Source organism: Ruegeria sp. CK2 (assembly GCF_056536585.1).
The window spans coordinates 72,593-93,443 of the sequence record NZ_JBQFPW010000004.1; the positions used below are offsets into that span (position 1 = coordinate 72,593).

Annotated in this window: 21 protein-coding genes, 1 tRNA gene and 1 pseudogene; 12 read left to right on the forward strand and 11 right to left on the reverse strand. The window is 56.5% G+C overall.

Annotated features, from left to right (window positions below; translation table 11 throughout):
* Positions 1 to 18 precede the first annotated feature (18 nt).
* A tRNA-Cys gene (locus ACR0BU_RS08025) sits at positions 19 to 92 on the reverse strand.
* 226 nt (positions 93 to 318) lie between these two features.
* On the opposite strand from ACR0BU_RS08025, the gene ACR0BU_RS08030 reads away from it, so the two are divergent.
* The 3 genes from ACR0BU_RS08030 to ACR0BU_RS08040 all read left to right on the forward strand — a co-directional run bounded on the left by ACR0BU_RS08030 (position 319) and on the right by ACR0BU_RS08040 (position 3,356).
* Positions 319 to 972 (forward strand): protein-L-isoaspartate O-methyltransferase family protein, encoded by a 654-nt coding sequence (locus ACR0BU_RS08030; RefSeq protein ID WP_480736746.1) that lies wholly within the window; start codon positions 319 to 321, stop codon positions 970 to 972.
* 95 nt (positions 973 to 1,067) lie between these two features.
* The gene (locus tag ACR0BU_RS08035; RefSeq protein WP_299076438.1) at positions 1,068 to 2,486 is read left to right on the forward strand and encodes a TolC family outer membrane protein; all 1,419 of its coding nucleotides are present in this window, start codon (positions 1,068 to 1,070) and stop codon (positions 2,484 to 2,486) included.
* Between the two features lie 75 nt (positions 2,487 to 2,561).
* A complete protein-coding gene (locus tag ACR0BU_RS08040; protein WP_480736747.1) occupies positions 2,562 to 3,356 on the forward strand; it encodes a hypothetical protein in 795 nt (264 codons plus the stop codon).
* 3 nt (positions 3,357 to 3,359) lie between these two features.
* On the opposite strand, the gene ACR0BU_RS08045 is transcribed toward ACR0BU_RS08040, so the two are convergent.
* Positions 3,360 to 4,817, reverse strand: coding sequence for a cobyric acid synthase (locus ACR0BU_RS08045; RefSeq protein WP_480736749.1), 1,458 nt, complete (start codon positions 4,815 to 4,817; stop codon positions 3,360 to 3,362).
* Positions 4,818 to 4,877: 60 nt separating this feature from the next.
* Between ACR0BU_RS08045 and ACR0BU_RS08050 the strand changes: the two genes are divergently transcribed.
* On the forward strand, positions 4,878 to 5,447 hold the full coding sequence (locus tag ACR0BU_RS08050; protein WP_299076429.1) for a cobalamin biosynthesis protein CobQ: 570 nt from the start codon (positions 4,878 to 4,880) through the stop codon (positions 5,445 to 5,447).
* Between the two features lie 72 nt (positions 5,448 to 5,519).
* On the opposite strand, the gene ACR0BU_RS08055 is transcribed toward ACR0BU_RS08050, so the two are convergent.
* The gene (locus ACR0BU_RS08055; protein ID WP_120633238.1) at positions 5,520 to 5,840 is read right to left on the reverse strand and encodes a DUF6280 family protein; all 321 of its coding nucleotides are present in this window, start codon (positions 5,838 to 5,840) and stop codon (positions 5,520 to 5,522) included.
* Between the two features lie 218 nt (positions 5,841 to 6,058).
* Between ACR0BU_RS08055 and efp the strand changes: the two genes are divergently transcribed.
* Positions 6,059 to 6,622, forward strand: coding sequence for an elongation factor P (gene efp / locus ACR0BU_RS08060; RefSeq protein WP_298936722.1), 564 nt, complete (start codon positions 6,059 to 6,061; stop codon positions 6,620 to 6,622).
* A 64-nt stretch (positions 6,623 to 6,686) separates the two neighbouring features.
* Here the strand turns inward: efp and ACR0BU_RS08065 are convergent, their stop codons facing one another.
* Together ACR0BU_RS08065 and ygfZ are read right to left on the reverse strand one after the other, a co-directional pair.
* Positions 6,687 to 7,628, reverse strand: a complete 942-nt coding sequence (locus tag ACR0BU_RS08065; RefSeq protein WP_480736750.1) for an ABC transporter transmembrane domain-containing protein — start codon at positions 7,626 to 7,628, stop codon at positions 6,687 to 6,689.
* A 111-nt stretch (positions 7,629 to 7,739) separates the two neighbouring features.
* Positions 7,740 to 8,477, reverse strand: a complete 738-nt coding sequence (ygfZ, locus tag ACR0BU_RS08070; RefSeq protein ID WP_480736751.1) for a CAF17-like 4Fe-4S cluster assembly/insertion protein YgfZ — start codon at positions 8,475 to 8,477, stop codon at positions 7,740 to 7,742.
* Positions 8,478 to 8,550: 73 nt separating this feature from the next.
* Between ygfZ and ACR0BU_RS08075 the strand changes: the two genes are divergently transcribed.
* Complete coding sequence (locus ACR0BU_RS08075; RefSeq protein WP_480736752.1) at positions 8,551 to 9,225, forward strand: TIGR04283 family arsenosugar biosynthesis glycosyltransferase; 675 nt, start codon at positions 8,551 to 8,553, stop codon at positions 9,223 to 9,225.
* A 7-nt stretch (positions 9,226 to 9,232) separates the two neighbouring features.
* On the opposite strand, the pseudogene ACR0BU_RS08080 reads toward ACR0BU_RS08075, so the two are convergent.
* A pseudogene (locus ACR0BU_RS08080) lies at positions 9,233 to 9,988 on the reverse strand (hypothetical protein); the annotation flags it as partial.
* 199 nt (positions 9,989 to 10,187) lie between these two features.
* Here ACR0BU_RS08080 and ACR0BU_RS08085 point away from each other — a divergent pair.
* Positions 10,188 to 11,027 (forward strand): EamA family transporter, encoded by an 840-nt coding sequence (locus tag ACR0BU_RS08085; RefSeq protein ID WP_480736753.1) that lies wholly within the window; start codon positions 10,188 to 10,190, stop codon positions 11,025 to 11,027.
* 251 nt (positions 11,028 to 11,278) lie between these two features.
* Entirely contained in the window at positions 11,279 to 11,929 is a 651-nt protein-coding gene (locus ACR0BU_RS08090; RefSeq protein WP_480736754.1) for a hypothetical protein, read from the forward strand.
* A gap of 63 nt (positions 11,930 to 11,992) precedes the next feature.
* Here ACR0BU_RS08090 and parE read toward each other — a convergent pair whose 3' ends face one another.
* Positions 11,993 to 13,951, reverse strand: a complete 1,959-nt coding sequence (parE, locus tag ACR0BU_RS08095) for a DNA topoisomerase IV subunit B (protein ID WP_298936716.1) — start codon at positions 13,949 to 13,951, stop codon at positions 11,993 to 11,995.
* 203 nt (positions 13,952 to 14,154) lie between these two features.
* Positions 14,155 to 15,039 carry an isocitrate lyase/PEP mutase family protein gene (locus ACR0BU_RS08100; RefSeq protein WP_300067112.1) on the reverse strand — a complete coding sequence of 295 codons (885 nt, stop codon included), beginning with the start codon at positions 15,037 to 15,039 and terminating at the stop codon, positions 14,155 to 14,157.
* Positions 15,040 to 15,166: 127 nt separating this feature from the next.
* Here ACR0BU_RS08100 and ACR0BU_RS08105 point away from each other — a divergent pair, with 127 nt between their 5' ends.
* Positions 15,167 to 15,775 carry a carboxymuconolactone decarboxylase family protein gene (locus tag ACR0BU_RS08105; RefSeq protein ID WP_299886987.1) on the forward strand — a complete coding sequence of 203 codons (609 nt, stop codon included), beginning with the start codon at positions 15,167 to 15,169 and terminating at the stop codon, positions 15,773 to 15,775.
* A gap of 43 nt (positions 15,776 to 15,818) precedes the next feature.
* Here ACR0BU_RS08105 and ACR0BU_RS08110 read toward each other — a convergent pair whose 3' ends face one another.
* On the reverse strand, positions 15,819 to 16,697 hold the full coding sequence (locus ACR0BU_RS08110) for an alpha/beta fold hydrolase (RefSeq protein ID WP_480736757.1): 879 nt from the start codon (positions 16,695 to 16,697) through the stop codon (positions 15,819 to 15,821).
* Between the two features lie 222 nt (positions 16,698 to 16,919).
* Between ACR0BU_RS08110 and ACR0BU_RS08115 the strand changes: the two genes are divergently transcribed.
* Positions 16,920 to 18,284 (forward strand): MATE family efflux transporter, encoded by a 1,365-nt coding sequence (locus ACR0BU_RS08115; RefSeq protein ID WP_300067171.1) that lies wholly within the window; start codon positions 16,920 to 16,922, stop codon positions 18,282 to 18,284.
* Position 18,285: 1 nt separating this feature from the next.
* Here the strand turns inward: ACR0BU_RS08115 and ACR0BU_RS08120 are convergent, their stop codons facing one another.
* Entirely contained in the window at positions 18,286 to 18,687 is a 402-nt protein-coding gene (locus ACR0BU_RS08120) for a hypothetical protein (RefSeq protein WP_480736759.1), read from the reverse strand.
* Positions 18,688 to 18,877: 190 nt separating this feature from the next.
* Positions 18,878 to 20,083: a pyridoxal phosphate-dependent aminotransferase gene (locus ACR0BU_RS08125; RefSeq protein ID WP_480736760.1), complete on the reverse strand. Its 1,206-nt coding sequence runs from the start codon at positions 20,081 to 20,083 to the stop codon at positions 18,878 to 18,880.
* 92 nt (positions 20,084 to 20,175) lie between these two features.
* Between ACR0BU_RS08125 and ACR0BU_RS08130 the strand changes: the two genes are divergently transcribed.
* Positions 20,176 to 20,568 (forward strand): helix-turn-helix domain-containing protein, encoded by a 393-nt coding sequence (locus ACR0BU_RS08130; RefSeq protein WP_299076396.1) that lies wholly within the window; start codon positions 20,176 to 20,178, stop codon positions 20,566 to 20,568.
* Complete coding sequence (locus tag ACR0BU_RS08135; RefSeq protein WP_480736762.1) at positions 20,565 to 20,822, forward strand: succinate dehydrogenase assembly factor 2; 258 nt, start codon at positions 20,565 to 20,567, stop codon at positions 20,820 to 20,822. The genes ACR0BU_RS08130 and ACR0BU_RS08135 overlap by 4 nt, the downstream gene beginning before the upstream one ends.
* The last annotated feature ends 29 nt before the right edge of the window (positions 20,823 to 20,851 follow it).

A 20,851-nucleotide genomic window follows, 5' to 3' on the forward strand; every position in this document is an offset into this window, starting at 1 on the left:
TGAGTTAGATTGTAGATTTGGAGGCGAGTACCGGAATCGAACCGGTGTACACGGATTTGCAATCCGCTGCGTCACCACTCCGCCAACTCGCCTTTTCAAGTAAAATCAAATACTTGCCGTGGTGTGGGTGGCGTTTTAGCAGCTTTCTCTGGAGGCGTCCAGTGGATAGGGCGCAAATTTAGCGGCGCGATTGCAAATTGCGGAAACGTGCCGACCGCATCCTGATCGGCAGGCGTAGATTGCGGCATCTGGGCCGTTGCTGCGCTTTGTCGGATATGGCACAAGCCAGATAACCTTGGGAATAGAACGAGAGATCCTATGACTGATTTCGTAGCCCGGCGCCGTACGATGGTTGATACGCAAGTTCGGCCCTCTGACGTGACGAAGTTCCCGATCATTGATGCCATGCTGACTGTTCCGCGCGAGAGCTTTGTGCCTGACGCGCAGCGCGAAGCGGCCTATGTCGAAGGGCTGATCGATTTCGGAAACGGGCGCTGTATGCTTGAACCGCGAACCCTGGCTAAGATGTTGGATGCGCTGAACATCTCGAATGACGAGATGGTTCTCGATATCGCGCCGGCCATGGGGTATTCTACAGCGGTTGCCGCCCGGATGGCGCAGCTGGTCGTAGGCGTCGAAAGCGACGAAACGCTGGCTGCCGAGGCGCAGACTTTATTGTCCGAGGCTGATGCGGACAACGCAATCATTCATGTCGGAGCGCTTGTACAGGGCGCGGTCGAGCATGGCCCATATGACGTGATCATGATTCAAGGCGGTGTCGAGCAAGTGCCGGACGAATTGCTGGATCAGCTCAAGGATCACGGTCGCATCGCTTGCCTGTTTGTCGAAAAAGGCTTGGGAACGGTACGGATCGGGCACAAAACAGGTGGCCGGGTCAGTTGGCGCGATGCGTTCAATGCTAGCGCTCCGGTTCTAGAGCATTTTTCCGCTGAGTGTGCATTTTCGCTATAGTCTGGCGTTGGATAATTCTGTCGCCTTGATTAGTTGAAATCAAAGACGCAAACTGCTTTTAGGGCAGCGTAATTTCTATTTGAGAGGATTTGGTTATGCGTGGAACAGCAACAGGCAAGCTGGTCAAAGCGTTGGCAGTGACCGCAGGTCTTACGCTAAGCGTCATGCCATTTCGCCCGGCATGGGCTGACAATTTGACCGATGCGTTTATCGGGGCTTACAACACCAGCGGTTTGCTGGAGCAAAACCGAGCCTTGCTGCGCGCCGCAGATGAAGATGTTGCCATCGCTCTGGCGGCGCTGCGACCCATCATTAACTGGACGGTCCGGGTCAGCCAAGACTATACGAAAACACGCCGCGGTACGACCGTCGCGACAACCAATCCCACCGACTTTTTCTCGGGCCTAACGCTCAGCCAGCTGTTGTACGATGGCGGTGCCTCGGCACTGGGAAAGCAGTCGGCGCAGGAAACGGTATTGTCGACCCGGCAATCACTTATCGATATCGAGCAGCAGATCCTGTTTCGCGCCGCGACCGCATATCTGAGCGTTCTTCTCCAGGAAGAAACGGTTCAAATCCGCCAAAACAACGTTGATCTGTCTAGCGAAGAACTGCGCGCCTCAAATGATCGGTTCGAAGTGGGTGAAGTTACCAGAACTGACGTCGCCCTGTCCGAAGCACAATTGGCCAGCGCGCGCGCTGATCTTGCCGATGCACGCGGCGATCTCAGCACCGCACAGGCGGAGTACGTGAATGCGGTCGGGAAACTGCCAGGGCGCACTGCTGGTCAGCCCGGGCTGCCGAACCTGCCGCGTTCGCAATCCGACGCGGTTAACCTGGCCCAACGGAATCACCCGTCTATCTTGTCTGCGCAGCATCAGGTGCGGGCGCTGGATTTGGTCGTTCAGCAACAGCGCGCCAACCTTGGCCCAAATGTCAGCCTGAATGCGGATGCCGGAATCACTGAAAGCTACGACGACGACAATTATACAAACGACGCGACTGTTTCGCTGAGCCTGACACAGCCGATCTACGCCGGTGGCCGTCTGGCCGCCGCTGTGCGACGTGCAATGGCCACCCGGGATGCGTCGCGCGCGAACCTGCTAAATGTGCAAAAAGACATTACGCAGGGCGTAACGGATGCTTATGTCCGCTTCGAAACCGCCACGGCCAGCCTCACCGCATCGACCGAGCGTGTCCGCGCATCGCAGGTCGCCTTTGACGGGATTCGGGAAGAAGCGACGCTGGGCGCACGAACAACGCTGGACGTGCTGACAGCTCAGCAAGATCTGCTTGATGCGCAACTGGCCGAAATTGCCTCGCGGACCGAACGTTCACTGGCTGCTTATCAGCTGTTGCAGGCGCAGGGGCTGCTGACCGCCGAACGCATGGGTCTTGCAGTTCAGATCTATGACCCGACGCTTTATTACAATCTGGTCAAAACGGCGCCGGCCAAGGTCAGCAAGCAAAGCAAGGATCTGGATCGCGTCCTCAAAGCGTTGCGGCGGGACTGATAAACAATACTTGTTGTTGTGAGGCTACGATTGTTTGGCTAGACTCGACCCCAAGGATAGAGCGGTAGAAAAACAATGTCTGATGGTGTCGTAAAAGCAGGTATCGAAGATGTCTTGTCTTCGGTAAAACGGTTGGTCAGTGACGACGGCCGCAAAAATTCAGTTTCGGATCAAGGGTCTGGGGGGCGTAAGCCCGGGCGGCTGGTTCTTACGGACGCCTTGCGTATTAGCAAACCCGCTAAGGTTGAGGAGGGCGCTGCCCCTCTCAAGCTTGACCCAGAGTATAGCGCCGAGGATTCGGCCAAACCGATGTTGTTGCGCGCCTGCGATATCGTTCGTACGGAGGCTGCGGCAAATCAGGATGACAAAACGCAGGGCGATACGGCAGACGCCCCGCAGGAGGCTGTTCCCCCGAATGATCCGGCAACCAGTTTAAGCTCCAAGATCGAAGCTCTGGAGGCTGCGATTGCACGGACCGAGGATCAATGGGAACCTGACGGGGACAGCGATGATGCCTACTCCGGCACCCCGACACGGGCGTTGCGGTGGAATGTTCAAGAGACGACCGCCGAGACGGAGCAGGAAGATCAGGTTGAACTGGATGGTCATGAAGCCGACGAAGCCGACGCTCAGGCGGCGACGTTTATTCGTGACCCTGAGGTTTCTGAACCGTCGATCTCTGAGGAAGACCCGGTAGATACCCTCGATCAGGTCATGGCAACCATGGATGAGGATGAGCTGCGCCACTTGATCGCCGAAGTTGTTCGGCAAGAGCTGCAAGGCGCATTGGGTGAACGGATTACACGAAACGTCCGCAAAATGGTTCGGCGAGAGATCGCCCGGGCATTGGCGGCGCTGGACGTGGAATAGTCTTCAGCTGATAGATGGCGGTTGAGCCAGATCCAACAGAAGATCCAGATCCATATGCTGTTCCAGATGATCGGCCAGAGCATCCAATGTCTGTTCGACCCCATCCTCATAGGCGGTCTCTGAATCTACGCCAAACCGGGACAGAAAGCTGGCGCGGAATGCATCGGATGAGAAGATGCCGTGCAGGTAACTGCCCATGATGCGCCCGTTCGGGCTTGCTGCGCCTTCCGGACGGCCTTCGATTTCCAGCCAGGCGCGGGTGCAATCCGGTCCTTTGGTATGGCCCATATGGATTTCATACCCGTCGACAGGTTCACGGTTCGGCAGCGCGTTGGCCTTGCGCAGTATGACCTGCTTTTTTCCACCCATAACCGTGTCGACATCCAATAATCCCAACCCGTCCACCTTACCCGGTCGGCCGTCGACGCCGTCGGGATCCGATATGGTCTTACCCAGCATCTGATAGCCGCCGCACAAGCCCAGAACATGCCCGCCTCGGCGCACATGGGCATAGAGGTCAACGTCCCATCCTTGCCCCCTGAAATAGGTCAAATCGCCGATTGTTGATTTGCTGCCGGGCAACAACACAAGGTCCGCATCGCCGGGCAGAGGGCGACCTGCAGGGACGATCTCGACACTTACAACGGGTTCCGCCGACAACGGGTCCAGGTCGTCGAAATTCGCCATCCTTTCCAGCTGTGGCACAACAACTTTACAAGCGCCGCCGGTGTGAGACCGGATATCCATCATATCTTCGGCAGGCAGTTTCCAGGCATCGTTAAACCAGGGGACAACGCCCAGACAAGGCCATCCGGTGCGCGCGGCTATGTCATCGCGCCCCTCGTCAAACAGGGACACATCCCCTTTAAAGCGATTGACGGCAAATCCCCGGATCATCTTCAGATCGGCCTTGTCCAGAACGGCTTGTGTGCCAACGATCTGGGCAATCACTCCACCCCTGTGAATATCACCTACAAGCACCACCGGCACCTGGGCTGCACAGGCAAACCCCATATTCGCAATGTCTCCTGCGCGCAGGTTGGTTTCAGCTGGGCTACCTGCACCCTCGATTAGCACAAGATCCGCGTCACGGCACAACCGGCCAAAGCTCTCCAATGCGGCGCCCAGCAGCTTGGACTTGTCCTTGCGATAGTCACCCGCCTTCATTGTGCCTGCACGCTGTCCGTGAACGATAATCTGGGCGCCAGTGTCCGTTTCGGGTTTCAATAGAATGGGGTTCATATCCGTATGTGTCGAAAGCTTGGCGGCACGGGCCTGCAGCGCCTGCGCACGGCCAATCTCACCGCCATTTTCGGTCACGGCGGCATTGTTCGACATGTTTTGTGGCTTGAACGGAGCAACCCTCAGCCCCCGTCGTGTGAAGGCCCGCGCCAATCCGGCCACCAGAACCGATTTTCCGACATTGCTGCCTGTGCCCTGAATCATGATGGCGCGAACCATGGTGAGTCTCCTATGTTTGACGCGCAGATGACCTGATTTGAGACCGAAGGGGAAGCCCGGATGAACACACCTGCACATCTATTGATCGGCGCTGCGGCTTTTGCCCGGCCTGCCAACGGGCGCATCCTGTGGGCAGCTTTGCTGGGGTCGCTACTGCCCGATTTGTCACTTTATGTGTTGGCTGGTGTTTCTTTGTTTGTACTGGGCATCCCCGAGCAGGTGGTGTTTGGCCAACTCTACTATTCATCCGCGTGGCAGACGGTCTTTGCGATCGACAATTCCTTTATCCTTTGGGGGTTGGCCTTAACGATCGGAATATGGCGAGGCTGGCGTGTATTAATCGTTGGGGCAGCGGCAGGATTGATCCATCTGGCAATGGATTTTCTGCTGCATGCAGGCGATGGTCGTGCGCAATTCTGGCCAATCAGCTCCTGGGTGTTTCACAGCCCTGTCAGCTATTGGGACAGTACCCATCATGCGTTTTGGGTCGCTCCGGTCTCAGCGTTGGCCTGCCTGACATCCTATGTCGTTTTGTGGCAACAAGGCATGCCGGTATGGGCCAAACTGTTTTTTGCCGCGTTGGTGGGTGCAGAAATCTGGGTGGCCCGCCAATGGCTGATGTTCTTCTGAGCAGGCAACGCGCAAAAGAAAAACGCGCTCCGATTGAAAGGAGCGCGCTTTTCTTCAAAAAGTCGACTTGATCTAGGCGGCTTCGGCTTGTTGTGCAGCGTTGCGACGTTCGCTTTCTTCACGCGACAGGGCCACGGATGTCCGCACGCCACGGCCGACGAACTCCATCAGGCCACCGACAACACGCTCGTTCGGGTCAATACCCGCGCACGACAGCACTTCGCGCCCATCGCGCGAACGCGCCCAGCGGGCGATCTGTTCCGGGCCATTGCCATACTTCTTGTCGTCAGCGATGGCGTCATCAAGCGCAGCCAGTACAACGGCCGCGAAAAGTTTCTTTGCACGATTGCCTTGTTCGTTGTTAAAGGCAGTGCCGTCAACGAAATCTCTCATCTCGTTATCCTTGTTGTTCTTGCTCTTGCAATTTCGGCATGACGGCTCTTATGACCTATTAGGTGCGATTCGGATACACCTAAAATGCATAGTTGCGTTGCGTCAGTTGCATGGCTTGCTGCATGTGCAGCACTAGGTCTCGTTGTCTTGTCAGGTGTGGTCCCGCCAGATATAGGGGCGGCAAACGACGCATCAACCGTTTGTGAAGGATTTAAGTCATGCCCAAGATAAATGGGAACGAAATTCGCCCCGGCAACGTGCTTGAGCATAATGGCGGGCTGTGGGCGGCCGTCAAAGTAGACCATGTGAAACCGGGTAAGGGCGGGGCATTTGCCCAGGTCGAATTACGCAACCTGCGCAATGGCTCGAAGCTGAACGAACGTTTCCGGTCGGCGGATAAGGTTGAACGGGTCCGGCTAGAGCAGAAAGACCAGCAGTTCCTTTATGAATCCGACGGCATGCTGGTGTTCATGGATTCCGAGACCTACGAACAGATTGAATTGCCTGCAGATTTGCTGGGCGAGCGCCGCCCGTTCTTGCAGGATGGCATGACTATTGTTGTCGAGTTCTATGAGAGCGAAGCGTTGAACGCCACGCTGCCACAGAAAGTTACGTGCAAAATCGTCGAGACCGAGCCGGTGGTGAAGGGTCAGACAGCAGCAAACTCGTTCAAACCTGCGGTTTTGGACAACGGCGTCAAAGTCATGGTTCCACCTTTTGTCGGCCAAGATGAGATGATCATCGTGAACACCGAGACCATGGAATACTCGGAACGCGCGTAAGGTTTGCGCTTTTCGAAACTGGATTGAAAAAGGCCGCGCTGGCAATCGCCGCGCGGTCTTTTTATTAGGTCTTGGAGGGACGCCGATAGCGGGCCGGGTCCGGGCCAAAAAGCTCTAGCATCAGCTCGTACTTGATGCGGTTGGCGCTGACCTGACGATAAAACGTAATCAGAAAAGCCGTGGGCCCCTGAATCCGGCTTAATCCACTGATTGCTGCGACGACTGTGCCAACATCGGTTTTTCCCTGCATCACCAGCCACCCGCCCAGCATGAGGACGCCCACCGTCCCGGCGCCGTTAATCACGCTCAGCAGGAATTTGGCGGATAGCTTCCAAATGAACATTCTGCGTCGTGTTTCGTAGATTTCATCGAATTGGGCATTGATGTCCTGTTCCGCTGTTTCGATGTCATCAGCCGTCAAACGATCTGTTGCGCTGCGCAATATCCGAACCCGTTCCGCAACAAACACATTCACCTTGCGCTGCGACATCAAGACGATCAGAATCTGAGGTACAATCATCGAAAATGCGATCAGGCCCAGACCCGGCTGCGTGGACGAGATATAGCCGATAACACTGACCAAGGTCCCGATCTGAACCACTGGGTCGGAAAAGGCGCCACCAGCGAATTTCCCTAGATCTTCGGCCTCGGCAGAGATAGCCGTTGTCATCGTGCCTTTGCGGACGGATTCTCCGGTCTCATCCACATCTGCGGCACGTAACAAAAGGCGCTGACGGATTAGCCGGATCATATCTTCACCCAATGTCCCTGCGCGATAGCCCAGGATCCATTTCAGGCTCAGGCTCAGCAAGATCACCGCCATCATACCCACGCCGAGCAGGATCAAACGCTTTGTTTCGATATGGTCCGAGGTCAGGTGATTGATGATGTCACGTTGAAACTCAAGCGGAACGGCTGCTAGCCCAGCCACCGCGATCGACAGAAGAATAAGGATGATCTGCCGCCCGGCGCTGGCACGCCAAATAGCCGAATACAGCTGCAGCATGTTGGTATCCCTGTCACTTCACCACCGCCAGTTTGACAGGGCGGTTCCAGAGTTCAAATGTTATGCGACCGAGCGGCACAACAAGCGTAACGGAATGGCAACAGGCGCGGGCTAATCGCCCAGCCGCACCACCGCATCCCCGGCGCGCATATCATCGCCCGCACGATCAAATCGCAGATAAGCAATCGCTTGCCCACCAGATTGCGTGAATAACGTCCCGGCGGGCTTTCCGTTCGACTCAATTGGCGTGCCAACTGGGGCAGTGCCGTCGATCTGCACGCGCTTTAGACCTTTGCGCAATTCGGTTTTGTGTTTCATGCGTGCAGTGACTTCCTGCCCAACATAGCAACCTTTTTTAAAATCCACGCCGTTCAGAACCTCAAAGCCAGACTCCAGAATATAGCTGTCCGGGGTCAGTTCAATTTCAGTCTCGGGAATGCAGTGGCGCACTCGGATGGCGTCCCAATCTGTTTCATCATCGCTTTCAGGGCCTGCTGCGTAAGCGCGCCAGCCCAGATCCGGATGGCGCGGGTCGGGCAGGGCGCCATTAGGTGTCGGGCCGGTGCCGCGCTGCAAGTTCAGGTCGGTGATTTCAATCGCAACATCCGCGCGCAGTTTGTACATGCCCAGGCGCTTGAACAGGCCGTCGGCCAAACCCTGGGCAACATCCAGCAGAATCGCATCACCGTCGCGTTTCAGAAAGAAATCTGCCAGATACTTCCCTTGTGGCGTCAGAAGCGCGGCGTACACCAGGCCGCTATCCAAGCCGCCCAAATCATTGGTGACCATATCTTGCAAAAAGCTCTCGGTGTCCGAGCCTGTCAGGCGCAGAATGCGGCGGGTCGGCATGGCTTGGTCCTCGTCATTTGCTTGGGCACCGTGATATAGGAACTCTCGCTGCCAAGACCAGAGGTTATCGGACGTGCCCGCCCCAATAAGCATCGTGATCCCAACCCTGAACGCTCAAGATGCGTTGCCTGCGTGTCTGCAAGCATTGATGGAGGGGCTGCACGGCGGTCTGATCCGTGAACTTGTGATTTCCGATGGTGGTTCCAGCGATCTGACACTCGATCTCGCCGAAGAGGCCGGAGCAACTGTGATCAGCGGAGCGGCGTCGCGCGGCGGACAGCTGCGTAACGGCTGCGCGCAGGCCAAGGGGGATTGGTTGCTGGTTTTGCATGCCGATACGGTTTTGCAACCGGGGTGGAGCGAAACGGTAGAACACCACCTGAAAACAGACACACCCGCAGCTTTCCGGTTGGCATTTCGAGCTAAGGGGATCGCACCGAAATGGGTGGCCGGCTGGGCCAATCTGCGCAGTCGTGTATTTGGGTTGCCGTATGGTGATCAGGGTCTGCTAGTGCCGCGTGATACCTACCTGTCGGCTGGTGGCTATCAGGATCAGCCGCTGATGGAGGACGTGGCTCTGGTGCGTGCGCTGCCGCAGATGACATTGCTCAATGTGCAGGCGATTACGAGTGCGGAACGCTACCAGCGGTCGGGCTGGGTTCGGCGGGGCGCGCGGAATCTGTGGACTCTGGCTCGGTATTTTCTTGGGGCAGACCCCGAGCGGCTGGCGCGGGCGTATCGGCGATAAGCGTCGTCCGCAGTTCCACTATGGATTTACCCAATCGGAACGGCGCGGCGAAACTGACAAGACACAGAGCGACAATCTGCAAAACCAGTATGTGTGCGTTGGATTGCAGATACTCCCACTCATCCTTCAACTTGCCGACCTGATCGATCAGATCGTCATAGCTCTGCGCTAGTATCAGATAGTCTCCGGCAATGGCCGGAACCTTACGACGCATGTTGTCGATCGCGGCTTGTGTCGGCTCGTCTAATGAGGTGAAAACAAGGAACTGGTCGATATCAAAGGCGTCGGCCTTGGCGGCCATACCTCGAATCTCGTCCATGTCGTCCTTGGACTGACCGCCGAACAGAAATTGCAGCCCTTGCAGCGGCGCGACCTCGTTCGTGACGGCAATGAACAGCGGCAGATCGGCGTTGCTGGCGGTTGAGGCCGACAGGAACTCGACCTTGTCACATAAAACGGCGGTATCTGGGTCAAAAGCCGGATCGCAGAAGCGCAACCGGAACCGCGCGGCGTCGCGATCAAAGGCCAGTGTCGCAGCATAGGCCACGTCGATCTGCCGATCCAGCCGAGAGCTGTCGGCCGTATAAAGCCCGGCCAGCACCGCCACCAGTGCACCGATGCCACCCAATACGACCCAAACCAGATCGGCGAGCTTCCACGCCCGGTGGCCCGCCGGTTTGCGGAACAGAAAGCCCGTGCCAATGGACCCGATCACAAAGAACATGATCAGCAAGGGCAACTGGTTGTCGGTCACAAAACTCATGCTGGCAACATTAAGTGCTCAGCGGTGTTGCGCAACAGTGTTCACGTGCAGTTGTAGCCGCTTGTTACCCACCGGTTAGATCGTTCAGGGCGCGATTGCATGCTCCCTTAGGACACGGTTCTGCGTTGAGTTTGGCACTGCGGTATGCAATTGACGACATTGGCTTATCATCGGCCGACACTTGCTTGAAGGTTCCAGTGTGTCCCTGTTTGTCATCACCATTGTTCTGACTGCGGCCTTGTTGCATGCCGTTTGGAACGCGATCGTTAAAACGGCCGCCGACCAGACAACCACTTTGGGCCTTGTGGCTTTCGGCCACGTTATCCCTGCGGCGGTGATGGTGCTGCTGTTGCCGCTGCCCAGTGCCGAAAGCTTTCCGTTCATCCTGATCTCGACCGTGGTGCATTTCGGCTATTACTTTATGCTGGGCAAAGCCTACCAGCATGGCGATCTGAGTGTGGTCTACCCCATTGCCCGTGGCATCGTGCCCGCGCTGGTGTCGCTCTGGGCGATGCTTTTGGTGGGGGAGGTTCTGCCCCCCCAAGCCTGGGTGGGGATTGCCCTGATCGCGCTGGGCATTCAGCTCAGCAGTTGGAGCGCATTGCGATCCGGCGTCGGGCGCTGGGCGCTGGGCTTTGCACTGGGCACCGGGTTCTGCATTTCGATCTATTCGGTGGTCGACGGCATTGGCGTGCGGCTGTCGGGCAATACGCTCAGCTACTGGGCGTGGGGCGCGTTCCTGCACCTGTTCATCGCTGGGTTCGTGGGGGTGCGCAAGCGGGACACACTGGCGGCGCTGCCCGCCAAGGTCTGGATGATCGGCATTCTGGGCGGGCTGGTGTCGATGACGGCCTATGGGTTGGTGCTGTACGCCAAGAACTTTGCGCCTTTGGGGGCAGTGTCGGCGTTGCGCGAAACTTCGGTGATCTTCGCGGCGCTGATTGGGTTTGTGTTTTTGCATGAGGGCAACTGGATGCGTCGTCTGGGGGCGGCGGTGCTGATGGCGGGAGGCGTTGCGCTGATCGGGTTAGCGGTTTGAGGGGTGTGCCGGGCTGAAGCCCGGCCTGCGCTGTGTTGAAGTGTTTCGAATTCACGCACGGGCTGGGCGCCAGGATTGTGGCGTTTTAGGATAGGTGTTCAATCCCATCAGTTTTCCACATCAAGATGCGTGTGAACATCCATCCTACGTTTACTCTTGTTCAATTGAGGTGAGGAAAACCCGACTTTCAAGAAGCCAGTTAGTGGTCTCAGATGCATCTATGGATTGGAAAGCAACAGGATTGATGCTGATTGTTTGACGAAAGGAAAATGCGAGTCTTGCTTTCAGCGGTAGCGCTAGTTTTTGGTGCTGCCTCGGCAAAGGCCGAGATTGGCACATCGGAAATCTGGTCGAAATGTCGATCAACGGCTTCTTGCGTAGTCGAATACGATCATCTCTCTACTCAAGACGTCGAGCCATTTCTATTTTTGGGCCGCGTTGTGGATAGTGATCACCCTAGATGGAGGCAGTATCGAAAGGCCATCCGTAAGTTTCCAGATGTCCAAAGCTGTTTGGCAAAAGAAGAACAAATGAAAGAAAACCCAAACTTGCTAAAGCTGGATTGGAAAAGAGTAGGTTACGGGAGTAGCGCGGAGGTTTGCATTTTCCGCATTTCGCGAAGTCTGGGTACTCTCGATAGAATTCAAAGCTGGATGAGTTATCACGACTTCCGAGTGGTGGGATACAGCAGATATAGAAGTGAGAACTTTGTTCCTACTAGAATAAACCAACCTGTCGGGAATGTCGCAGGCTATTGGTCGGTAGAACAGTACAGGGAAAGAAATCCTACGCTATTGTGGCGTTTCTTTGAGTTTGACCTGATTTATAGCTACGGAATTGTTTTGGGCGTTTCAGACGAGTTCAAAGTAGTGGGAGCTCATGTCTCCACGCCAACAAAATAGGCTCACGCAGTAGGCTTAACTCAAGTTATCGTCCAATACTTGGAGGGTTGGAGGCTCACTGAATCAAACATCCAACTCCTCCACAAACCGCGCGTTCTCCTGAATATATTGGAACCGCAGTTCGGGTTTTTTACCCATCAGACGCTCGACCAGATCGCCGGTCTCGCCGGGTTCGTCTTCGTCGATGGTGACCCGGATCAGTTTGCGGGAGGCCGGGTCCATCGTGGTCTCTTTCAGGTCCTTGGCGTCCATTTCGCCCAGACCCTTGAAGCGGGACACGTCGATCTTGCCCTTGCCACCCAAGCCTTTCTCTAACCACTCGTCGCGCTCGGCCTCGTCCAGACAATAGACGCGTTTGGCGCCTTGGGTCAGGCGGTAGAGGGGCGGGCAGGCCAGATACAGGTGGCCCGCGTCAATCATGGGCCGCATCTGGGTGAAGAAGAACGTCATCAGTAGTGCTGCGATATGCGCGCCGTCCACATCCGCGTCGGTCATGATGATGATCTTGTCATAGCGCAGGTCGTCGACATTGAACCTTGTGCCAAGGCCGACCCCCAGCGCTTGGGTCAGGTCACTGATCTCGGCATTGGTGCCAAGTTTGGAACTGGCCGCGCCCAGCACGTTCAGGATCTTGCCGCGCAGGGGCAGCAGGGCCTGCGTTTTGCGATTGCGGCCCATCTTGGCGGACCCGCCCGCAGAATCGCCCTCGACGATGAATAATTCCGTGCCGTCCCGTGTTGAACTAGAGCAGTCCACCAACTTGCCGGGAAGACGAAGTTTTTTAGTGGCGGACTTGCGTTGTGTTTCTTTCTCGGCCCGCCTGCGAAGGCGCTCTTCCGAGCGGAGGATCAGGAAATCAAGAATGGCTCCCGCGGACTTTGTGTCCGCGGCGAGCCAGTTATCGAAATGATCCCGGACAGAGTTTTCGACCAGCCGCTGCGCCTCGACCGTGGCCAGACGGTCTTTGGTTTGGCCCACGAATTCCGGTTCGCTGATAAAGCACGACACCAGTGCGCAGCCACCGGTGATCAGGTCTTCGCGGGTGATCTGCGCGGCTTTCTTGTTGTTGATCAACTCACCATAGGCCTTGATCCCCTTGAGGACCGCAGCCCAGAAACCCGCTACGTGGGTGCCGCCTTCGGGGGTGGGGACGGTGTTACAATAGGATTGGATGAACCCATCGCGCGACGGCGTCCAGTTGATCGCCCATTCGACCTTGCCGGGGGCGTTGAATTTCTCGGTAAAGTCCACGGTGCCCGCAAATGGCTGATCGGCATAGGTGGACGATCCGTTCATCGTCTCTTTCAGATAATCCGACAGGCCACCGGGGAAGTGGAACGTGGCCTCGGTCGGGGTTTCGCCGTCGTCGATGGCGGTCTTCCAGCGAATCTCGACGCCCGAGAACAGGTAAGCCTTGGAGCGGATGGATTTAAACAGCCGCGCAGGTTTGAACTTGTGATGGCCAAAGATGTCCGCGTCGGCGTGGAAGGTCACTGTGGTGCCGCGCCGGTTTGGCGCCGCGCCAACCTTTTCCACGGGCCCTAAAGGGACCCCGCGTGAGAATCGTTGTTCAAACAGTTGTTTGTCGCGCGCCACCTGCACAACCATCGAATCCGACAGGGCGTTCACAACCGAAGCACCCACACCGTGCAGACCGCCCGAGGTCTGATAAGCCTTGCCCGAGAATTTGCCGCCCGCGTGCAGGGTGCAAAGGATCACCTCAAGTGCGGATTTGTCGGGGAATTTGGGGTGTGGGTCGATAGGAATGCCTCGCCCGTTGTCGCGGACGGTCAGGGCGTAGTCGTCGTGAAGCTCGACCTCGATCCGGTTGGCGTGGCCCGCCACGGCCTCGTCCATCGAGTTATCGAGGATTTCGGCAACCATATGGTGCAGCGCACGCTCATCCGTGCCGCCGATATACATGCCGGGGCGTTTGCGAACCGGTTCAAGCCCTTCGAGCACCTCGATGGACGAGGCGTCATAGGTGGAGGTCGCGCTGGGCGTCAACAGATCGTCAGGCATGTGTGCTGCTCTTGTTTTTCAGTTTCCTCCATTATGGCAGGTGATGTGGTCCGGGGGAAGAGGGACGCGAGGTGTTGTGGACGGTTTGGCTTTGATTGACGAAAACAAACCAAACCTGGCAATTTGGGCAAAATGCCTGCTGCCCGGTTGGCAACCACTGCCGAATTTACGTTACCATCCAGAAGGGCCCTCGGCTCCTCGGCTCATCTGTTCAACAGCGCTTCGATTTCTGCCTCGCTCGCCGCACCTTTCAGGATCGTGAAGTCGCCCCGTTCCAGCATCGCTTGAGTACCCTCTATGACCACCTGTTGAGTAACCCTGGCAAGTCCGCCGCCAATTGAAATGCGGGATGCACCAAGTGCCCCCATTTGTTTTGTGGTCAGATCACGCATATCGCCTGCGGCCAGAATGTTGACCGGTGTTCCAGTGGCGGCCAGAGCGCGAGTGGTGTCCGCATCGACCAGCGGGGCATAGATCACATCAGCGCCTGCTTGGGCGAACGCTTGGCAGCGTCTCAATGCCTCAGCCTGATCATAGTTCCGCAATTGCCAACCGTCCGCCCGGGCCGTCAGCACAATTCCCGCCGCGCCAGCAGCGATCACCGCCGCTTCTATACGGGCCAGAGCAAGCTCAAATGGATAGGAGTCTGTCCCAGGAAAGGCAGTATCTTCAATCGAAACGCCTGATAGACCTGCCTTTGCCGCCAGTTGCACTGTTTCGGCAACTGTCTCGGGGCTGTCGCCAAATCCGTTTTCAAAATCGCCGTTCACCGGTACATCGACTGCAGCGCATATCTCGGTTGCATGCTGCAGGGCCAAGTCACGTGTCATCTGACCGCCATCGGTCAGCCCTTGCGTGAACCCATAGCCTGATGAGGTCGTCGCCAACGCCTTTGCACCCATGTTCGCCATTACCTTCGCTGACCCGATGTCCCAAGGGTTCGGCATCACCACCGGCTTGCTTAGAACGTGAAGTTCGCGGAAACGGTAGGTCAATTCATCGCGGCGCAAGACATGATCCTCTTTCGATTGATAACAAAAAAGCTCGCTATAGACGACATTCATCGCAACAAATGGCGAGGTCAACACGGGGTACATCCCATTTGTTCGAGACACCTTCCGAGATCAGGAAGATTGATCTACGAATTCACCTCGTAACCGGCGAGAACACCTCCTAGTCTCCGGACACCAATCAAAATCAAGGAGAACAGGCGAGATGAGCTGGATCAAGACTGTGCCGTTTGATGAGGCAACCGGCAGGCTGAGGAAACTCTATGATCGGGTCACCGGCCCTGACAACAATGTAGACAATATCATGATGGTGCATTCCTTGCGACCGCATTCGATGGAAGGCCACATGGCGATCTACAAGAATGTGCTGCACCATTCGGGCAATCAGATCCCCAAGTGGTTTCTTGAGGTTTTGGGCGTCTGGGTCAGCTCACTGAATCGCTGCGGTTATTGTGTCGAGCATCACTTCAATGGGTTGCAGCGCCTTCTGGGCGATGCAGCGCGAGGTGAAGCCATTCGCGCAGCGATAGAAGCAGGCAGACCAGAAGACGCGCTGTTGGACGCACGGCAGGTTGCGGCGATGGAGTATGCTCGGCAACTGACCCAAGCTCCGGCCGATCTGGTGGAAGGGGATGTCGTTAAACTGCGGGACGCCGGATGGGATGACGGCGAAATCCTCGAGATCAATCAGGTTTGCGCGTATTTTTCTTATGCGAACCGGACTGTTCTGGGCCTGGGGTGCTCAACCGACGGGGACGTTTTGGGTCTGTCGCCGAACAATTCGGACAACCCCGAAGACTGGGGTCATCGATGAGATGGATCTGCGTGTTGAAGTGTCGATTCAATGCGAACATGCCTCAATCTGTTGGGATCCAATCAAGAATTGCCTGCGCCATCGCGTCGGGTTTTTGATGATGCAGCCAGTGGTCGGTTCCTTGGATTGAGATACGGGTCAAGTTTGGCGCGAATTCTTCAAGCCCTTCTGTGGACACGGGAAGCAGCGCCTTATCTTCGGGTCCCCACAGCAAAAGATGCGGGCAGGGAACCATAAGCCGTTCGACAGGCAATTCGGGCAGATCAGTGCAGGGCTGGTCCGGGGCCGCCACGACCAGAGGTGAGGCGCGATACCAGTTCAACATAGCCTCCAACCGTCCGGGCCGTGCCCATTCGGCACGGTAGGCGTCCATTTTGGCATCCGACAACCAGCCAAGCCCCATCCCGTGGCGAAAGAACTGCTCAAGCTGGGCATAGTTGTTGGCAGACAGCCGATTGGCCGCATCCGGCGCACGGAGTTTGTTTATGTATTGCGAGGCCTTTGACTGTGCGCCGCCCGCGGCCATTGCCCGTTGAAACGGGACCGGGTGAACACCGTTTGCAACGATCAAACGATCCACCAAATCCGGTCGAAACATCGCCAGGCCATAGGCAACCGAGGCACCCCAGTCGTGGCCCAGAACCGTGACACGGGAATACTCTTGCTCGATCATCGCAGCCATATCCGAGACCAGTTGGGACAGCGCATACTTTTCAACACCCGACGGTGCCCAGCTTTGCCCATAGCCGCGTTGATCTGGCGCGATACAGTAAAATCGGTCGGTCAGGTGGGGGGCGAGATCACCCCACGCACCGCCGAACTCGGGGAACCCATGCAGCATCAGCAAAGGTGGGTTTTGGGGCTGGCCCCAGGCTCTGACAAAGAAAGGTCGGCTGTTCAGGTCGATAAGCTTGGTTTCCAATGTACCCGCCTTTTGTGTTCAGTTTGCATGCGAAACACACGAGACGCTAGCCGCTGCGTGATTGCCAGAATTGTAAACCGTGTTTCCTGTCTTGTAGCGTGTAACCTGGTACAAAAATCGTCACGTTTCGCGGGTAGCTTAACCCGCAGAATTTTGATCTCAAATTGAAATTTCAACGATCCGCTCTTGTCCCGAACTCGGGCCGCGCATATGGCTGGAATGATGATCAAGGTGATGACATATCCTGGCCATTTCCGAGCCATTGCCGTTCTGGGTCTGCCGCTGGTTGGTGGGCATCTGGCGCAGTTTGCGATCGGCCTGACGGATACGATCATGCTGGGTTGGTACGGGGTCGAGGCGTTGGCTGCAGTGACGCTGGCTGGCAGCTACTACTTTGTGTTGTTCTTGTTTGGTGCTGGGTTTGGCTGGGCGGTCATGCCGATGGTCGCGACCGCCGCTGCGGAAGCGGATGAAACCAGCATTCGGCGCTCGACGCGCATGGGGCTTTGGCTTTCATTGCTTTATGCGACCCTGGTGATGCCGTTGCTCTGGTGGTCTTATCCGGTTTTGATTGCCCTTAAGCAGGACCCGCAAGTTGCTGAAACCGCGTCAAAATATCTGCGCATTGCCGGATGGGGGTTGTTCCCTGCGTTGCTAGTCATGGTGGTGAAATCCTACCTCGCCGCGTTGGAGAGAACGCAGATCGTTTTGTGGATCACTGTTGTGGCTGCCCTGGTCAATGGGGTGACCAATTATGCGTTGATCTTCGGCAATTGGGGTGCGCCCGAGCTTGGCGTGATGGGGGCCGCCATCGCGTCGATCGTGACGCAGGTTGTCTCTTTGATCGCGGTTATTATCTACGCCGTACGTGTTCTGCCCGAGCACAGCCTGTTCCAACGGTTCTGGCGACCGGATTGGGAGATGTTCTTTAGCGTACTGCGACTGGGGGTGCCCATCGGGCTGACCACACTTGCCGAGGTTACCCTGTTTGCAACCTCTGCCATTATGATGGGCTGGCTGGGTCAGGTGCCGCTGGCCGCGCATGGGATCGCGCTGAACCTGGCGTCGGCCACGTTCATGGTGCATCTCGGTTTGTCGAACGCAGCCACCATCCGGGCAGGCAATGCGCTGGGCCGAAGAGACCGCGCACATCTTGAGAAAGGTGCAATTGCCGTGACAGGTATGTCGCTGGTGATGTCCGTTCTGACGATCATACTATTCTTGACCTGCGCCGAGCCGTTGATTTCATTGTTCATGGAAGCCGACGATCCGCAACGCACCCAGATCCTCATGATCGGCACCGGTTTGCTGGCTATGGCTGCTCTGTTCCAGTTGGTTGACGGGGCGCAGGTGATTGCATTGGGGCTGTTGCGTGGCTTGCAGGACGCCAAGATACCCATGGTGATGGCCGCGCTCAGCTACTGGGTCGTGGGTATTCCCGCGTCCTACTATTTTGGTTTCATCCGCGGAATGGACGGGATCGGCGTCTGGTTGGGCCTTGTTCTTGGTCTCGCCTGCGCAGCTGTCTTGTTGATGGCCCGGTTCTGGATGCGGTCCGTGCGAGAAGTCGGCGTTCCGGCCGAATAGATCACTCTTTGCTCAGCCGGTCTGCCTTTTTGCGTACCAGGACCGACCGCAGATCGTGCATCGCCATCAAAAGCCGATCAGTCACATCTTCAAGCTGGTCGTCTGAGGCCTTGGATTGGGCCCATTGCGTGGTCAGATTCAGGTAGTCAACCGCACGGTGAATATCGTCGATATCCCGTTGCGCCAACAGCGTTTTGCGATCTTCCATCCAACGCGCGATCTCGACCTTATCTGCGTCAGACAGGGTGCGTTGACCGTGCGGTTTCACCTCGCCATTGCGGATATTGATGACAGCGATCTGATCCATTTCGATCCGGCGCTGCCGGTTTTCTGTGTCGATTTTGAAAACAACCGCTCCGTTCTCGCGGACTCGAAAATAGTATTCGGGTAACTGGGTACTCATTCCATCTCACTTAAGTCTTGTGACACGCAACACGCCTCCATCGGGGTTACTTCTCGGAACCATAACGGGAACCTGGTCGTTTGTGGTATGAATTTCCAAAATCGCGGAAATTCACTGGACAAATCGTGATAATAAGCCCGGCCCAACGGGCGGGGCAGGTCGTTCATGACTTGGCCCGTTGTTGCCCGGGTTACGATTTCAAACTCTCGCAGAAATGCTGAATGCGCGTGCAGGCCTCGGTCAGAGCTTCATCCGAAGTTGCATAGCTGACACGAAAGTTGGGTGACAGGCCGAAGGCAGCACCAAACACTACGGCCACGTCCACCTCTTCAAGCAATGCAGTCGCAAAAGCCTCGTCGTTTTTTATGACAGTCCCGGCGGGCGTGGTCTTACCGATGAGACCGGCGATCGACGGGTAGACATAGAACGCGCCTTCAGGGGTAGGGCATGTGATCCCGTCAATGGCATTCAACATCTCCACTACCAGATTGCGGCGGCGTTTGAACGTTTCGTTGTTCGGGGCCAGAAATGACTGGGTTCCGTTCAACGCTTCGACAGCAGCCCACTGGCTTATTGAACAGGGGTTCGAGGTCGATTGCGATTGGATCTTGCGCATCGCAGCGATGAGTTCGGCGGGACCCGCTGCATATCCGATACGCCAGCCCGTCATGGCATAGGCTTTGGACACACCGTTACAGGTCAGCGTGCGATCATACAGCCCGGGTTCGACCTCGGCCGGGGTGCAGAATTCGAACCCGTCATAGGCCAGATGTTCATACATGTCGTCGGACATGATCCAAACCTGCGGGTGGCGCATCAGAACATCCGTCAGCGCTTTCAACTCGTCCCGGCTATAACCAGCGCCAGTTGGGTTCGAGGGTGAGTTGAAGATGAACCACTTGGTCTTTGGCGTGATCGCGGCCTCAAGCTGGTCAGGCGTCAGCTTGAAACTGTTTTCCAGCGTCGTTTCGACCACAACTGGGGTGCCTCCGGCCAGCAATACCATGTCTGGATAGCTCACCCAATAGGGCGCTGGGATAATGACTTCATCACCATCGTTCATTGTCGCCATCAGAGCATTGTAAAGCGTCTGTTTACCGCCCGTTCCGACCGAGATTTGCGCAGGCGTATAATCGAGCCCGTGATCGCGTTTCATCTTGGTGCAGGCCGCCTGCTTCAGTTCAGGAATGCCGTCAGGCGCCGTGTATTTGGTCTTACCTGCTGCAATTGCCGCTACGGCTGCGTCCTTGATGTTCTGAGGGGTGTCGAAATCCGGTTCACCCGCGCTCAAGCCGATCACATTACGTCCGGCAGCCTTCAACTCGGCCGCTTTGGCTGTCATCGCGATGGTGGGCGAAGGTTTTACGCGTGACAATGTCGCAGACAGGAAACTCATATTCGGCCTCGGTTTGTATGTTCAACCTGTCTGTCATAGGGTGCGCCCGAATGACGATCAAGCAGTATACAAAAATAGAATTGGAGCCCCAAATGAATGACGAGACCGACTGGTACGGACCGGACGCAGCAACATTTGGGGATCGCCTGGCAGGTGCGCGTGAAGCTGCTGGTATGAGCCAGTCTCAGATTGCGCGACGGCTGGGTGTCAAGAAGGCAACAATCGCCGCTTGGGAGAACGATTTGTCCGAACCCCGTGCGAACCGTTTGTCGATGATGGCAGGCATGGTGAACGTGTCTATCGTGTGGCTGTTGACCGGCGAAGGCGAAGGCATGGACGCCCCGCTGGACGCTGACGATACCAACCTGGATCTTGCCGGTGCTGTAGCCGAATTGCGGGCAATCCGAGGCGAAATGCGCGCGAGTTCAGAGCGTGCGGCACGCCTTGAGAAAAAGCTGCGCCTGATGCTGGAGCCTGCGAAGTGACTGAGGCACGCGACGTCAGGATCAAGCGCATGAAAATGCGGTCGATGCGACGGGGGATCAAGGAAATGGACTTGATCCTGTCTGCCTATGCAGATCGCAATCTGGCTGCGATGGATGCATCCAGCTTGGATAATTATGACGCGTTGCTGCACGAAAACGATCAGGATCTGTATCAATGGGTCACTGGTCAGATCCAGCCGCCGACCACCTATGCAGAACTGATCGCGGACATCGCGCAGACCTTTCAAAAATAACAGAAAACCCGGCTTAACCGATTTTTCGG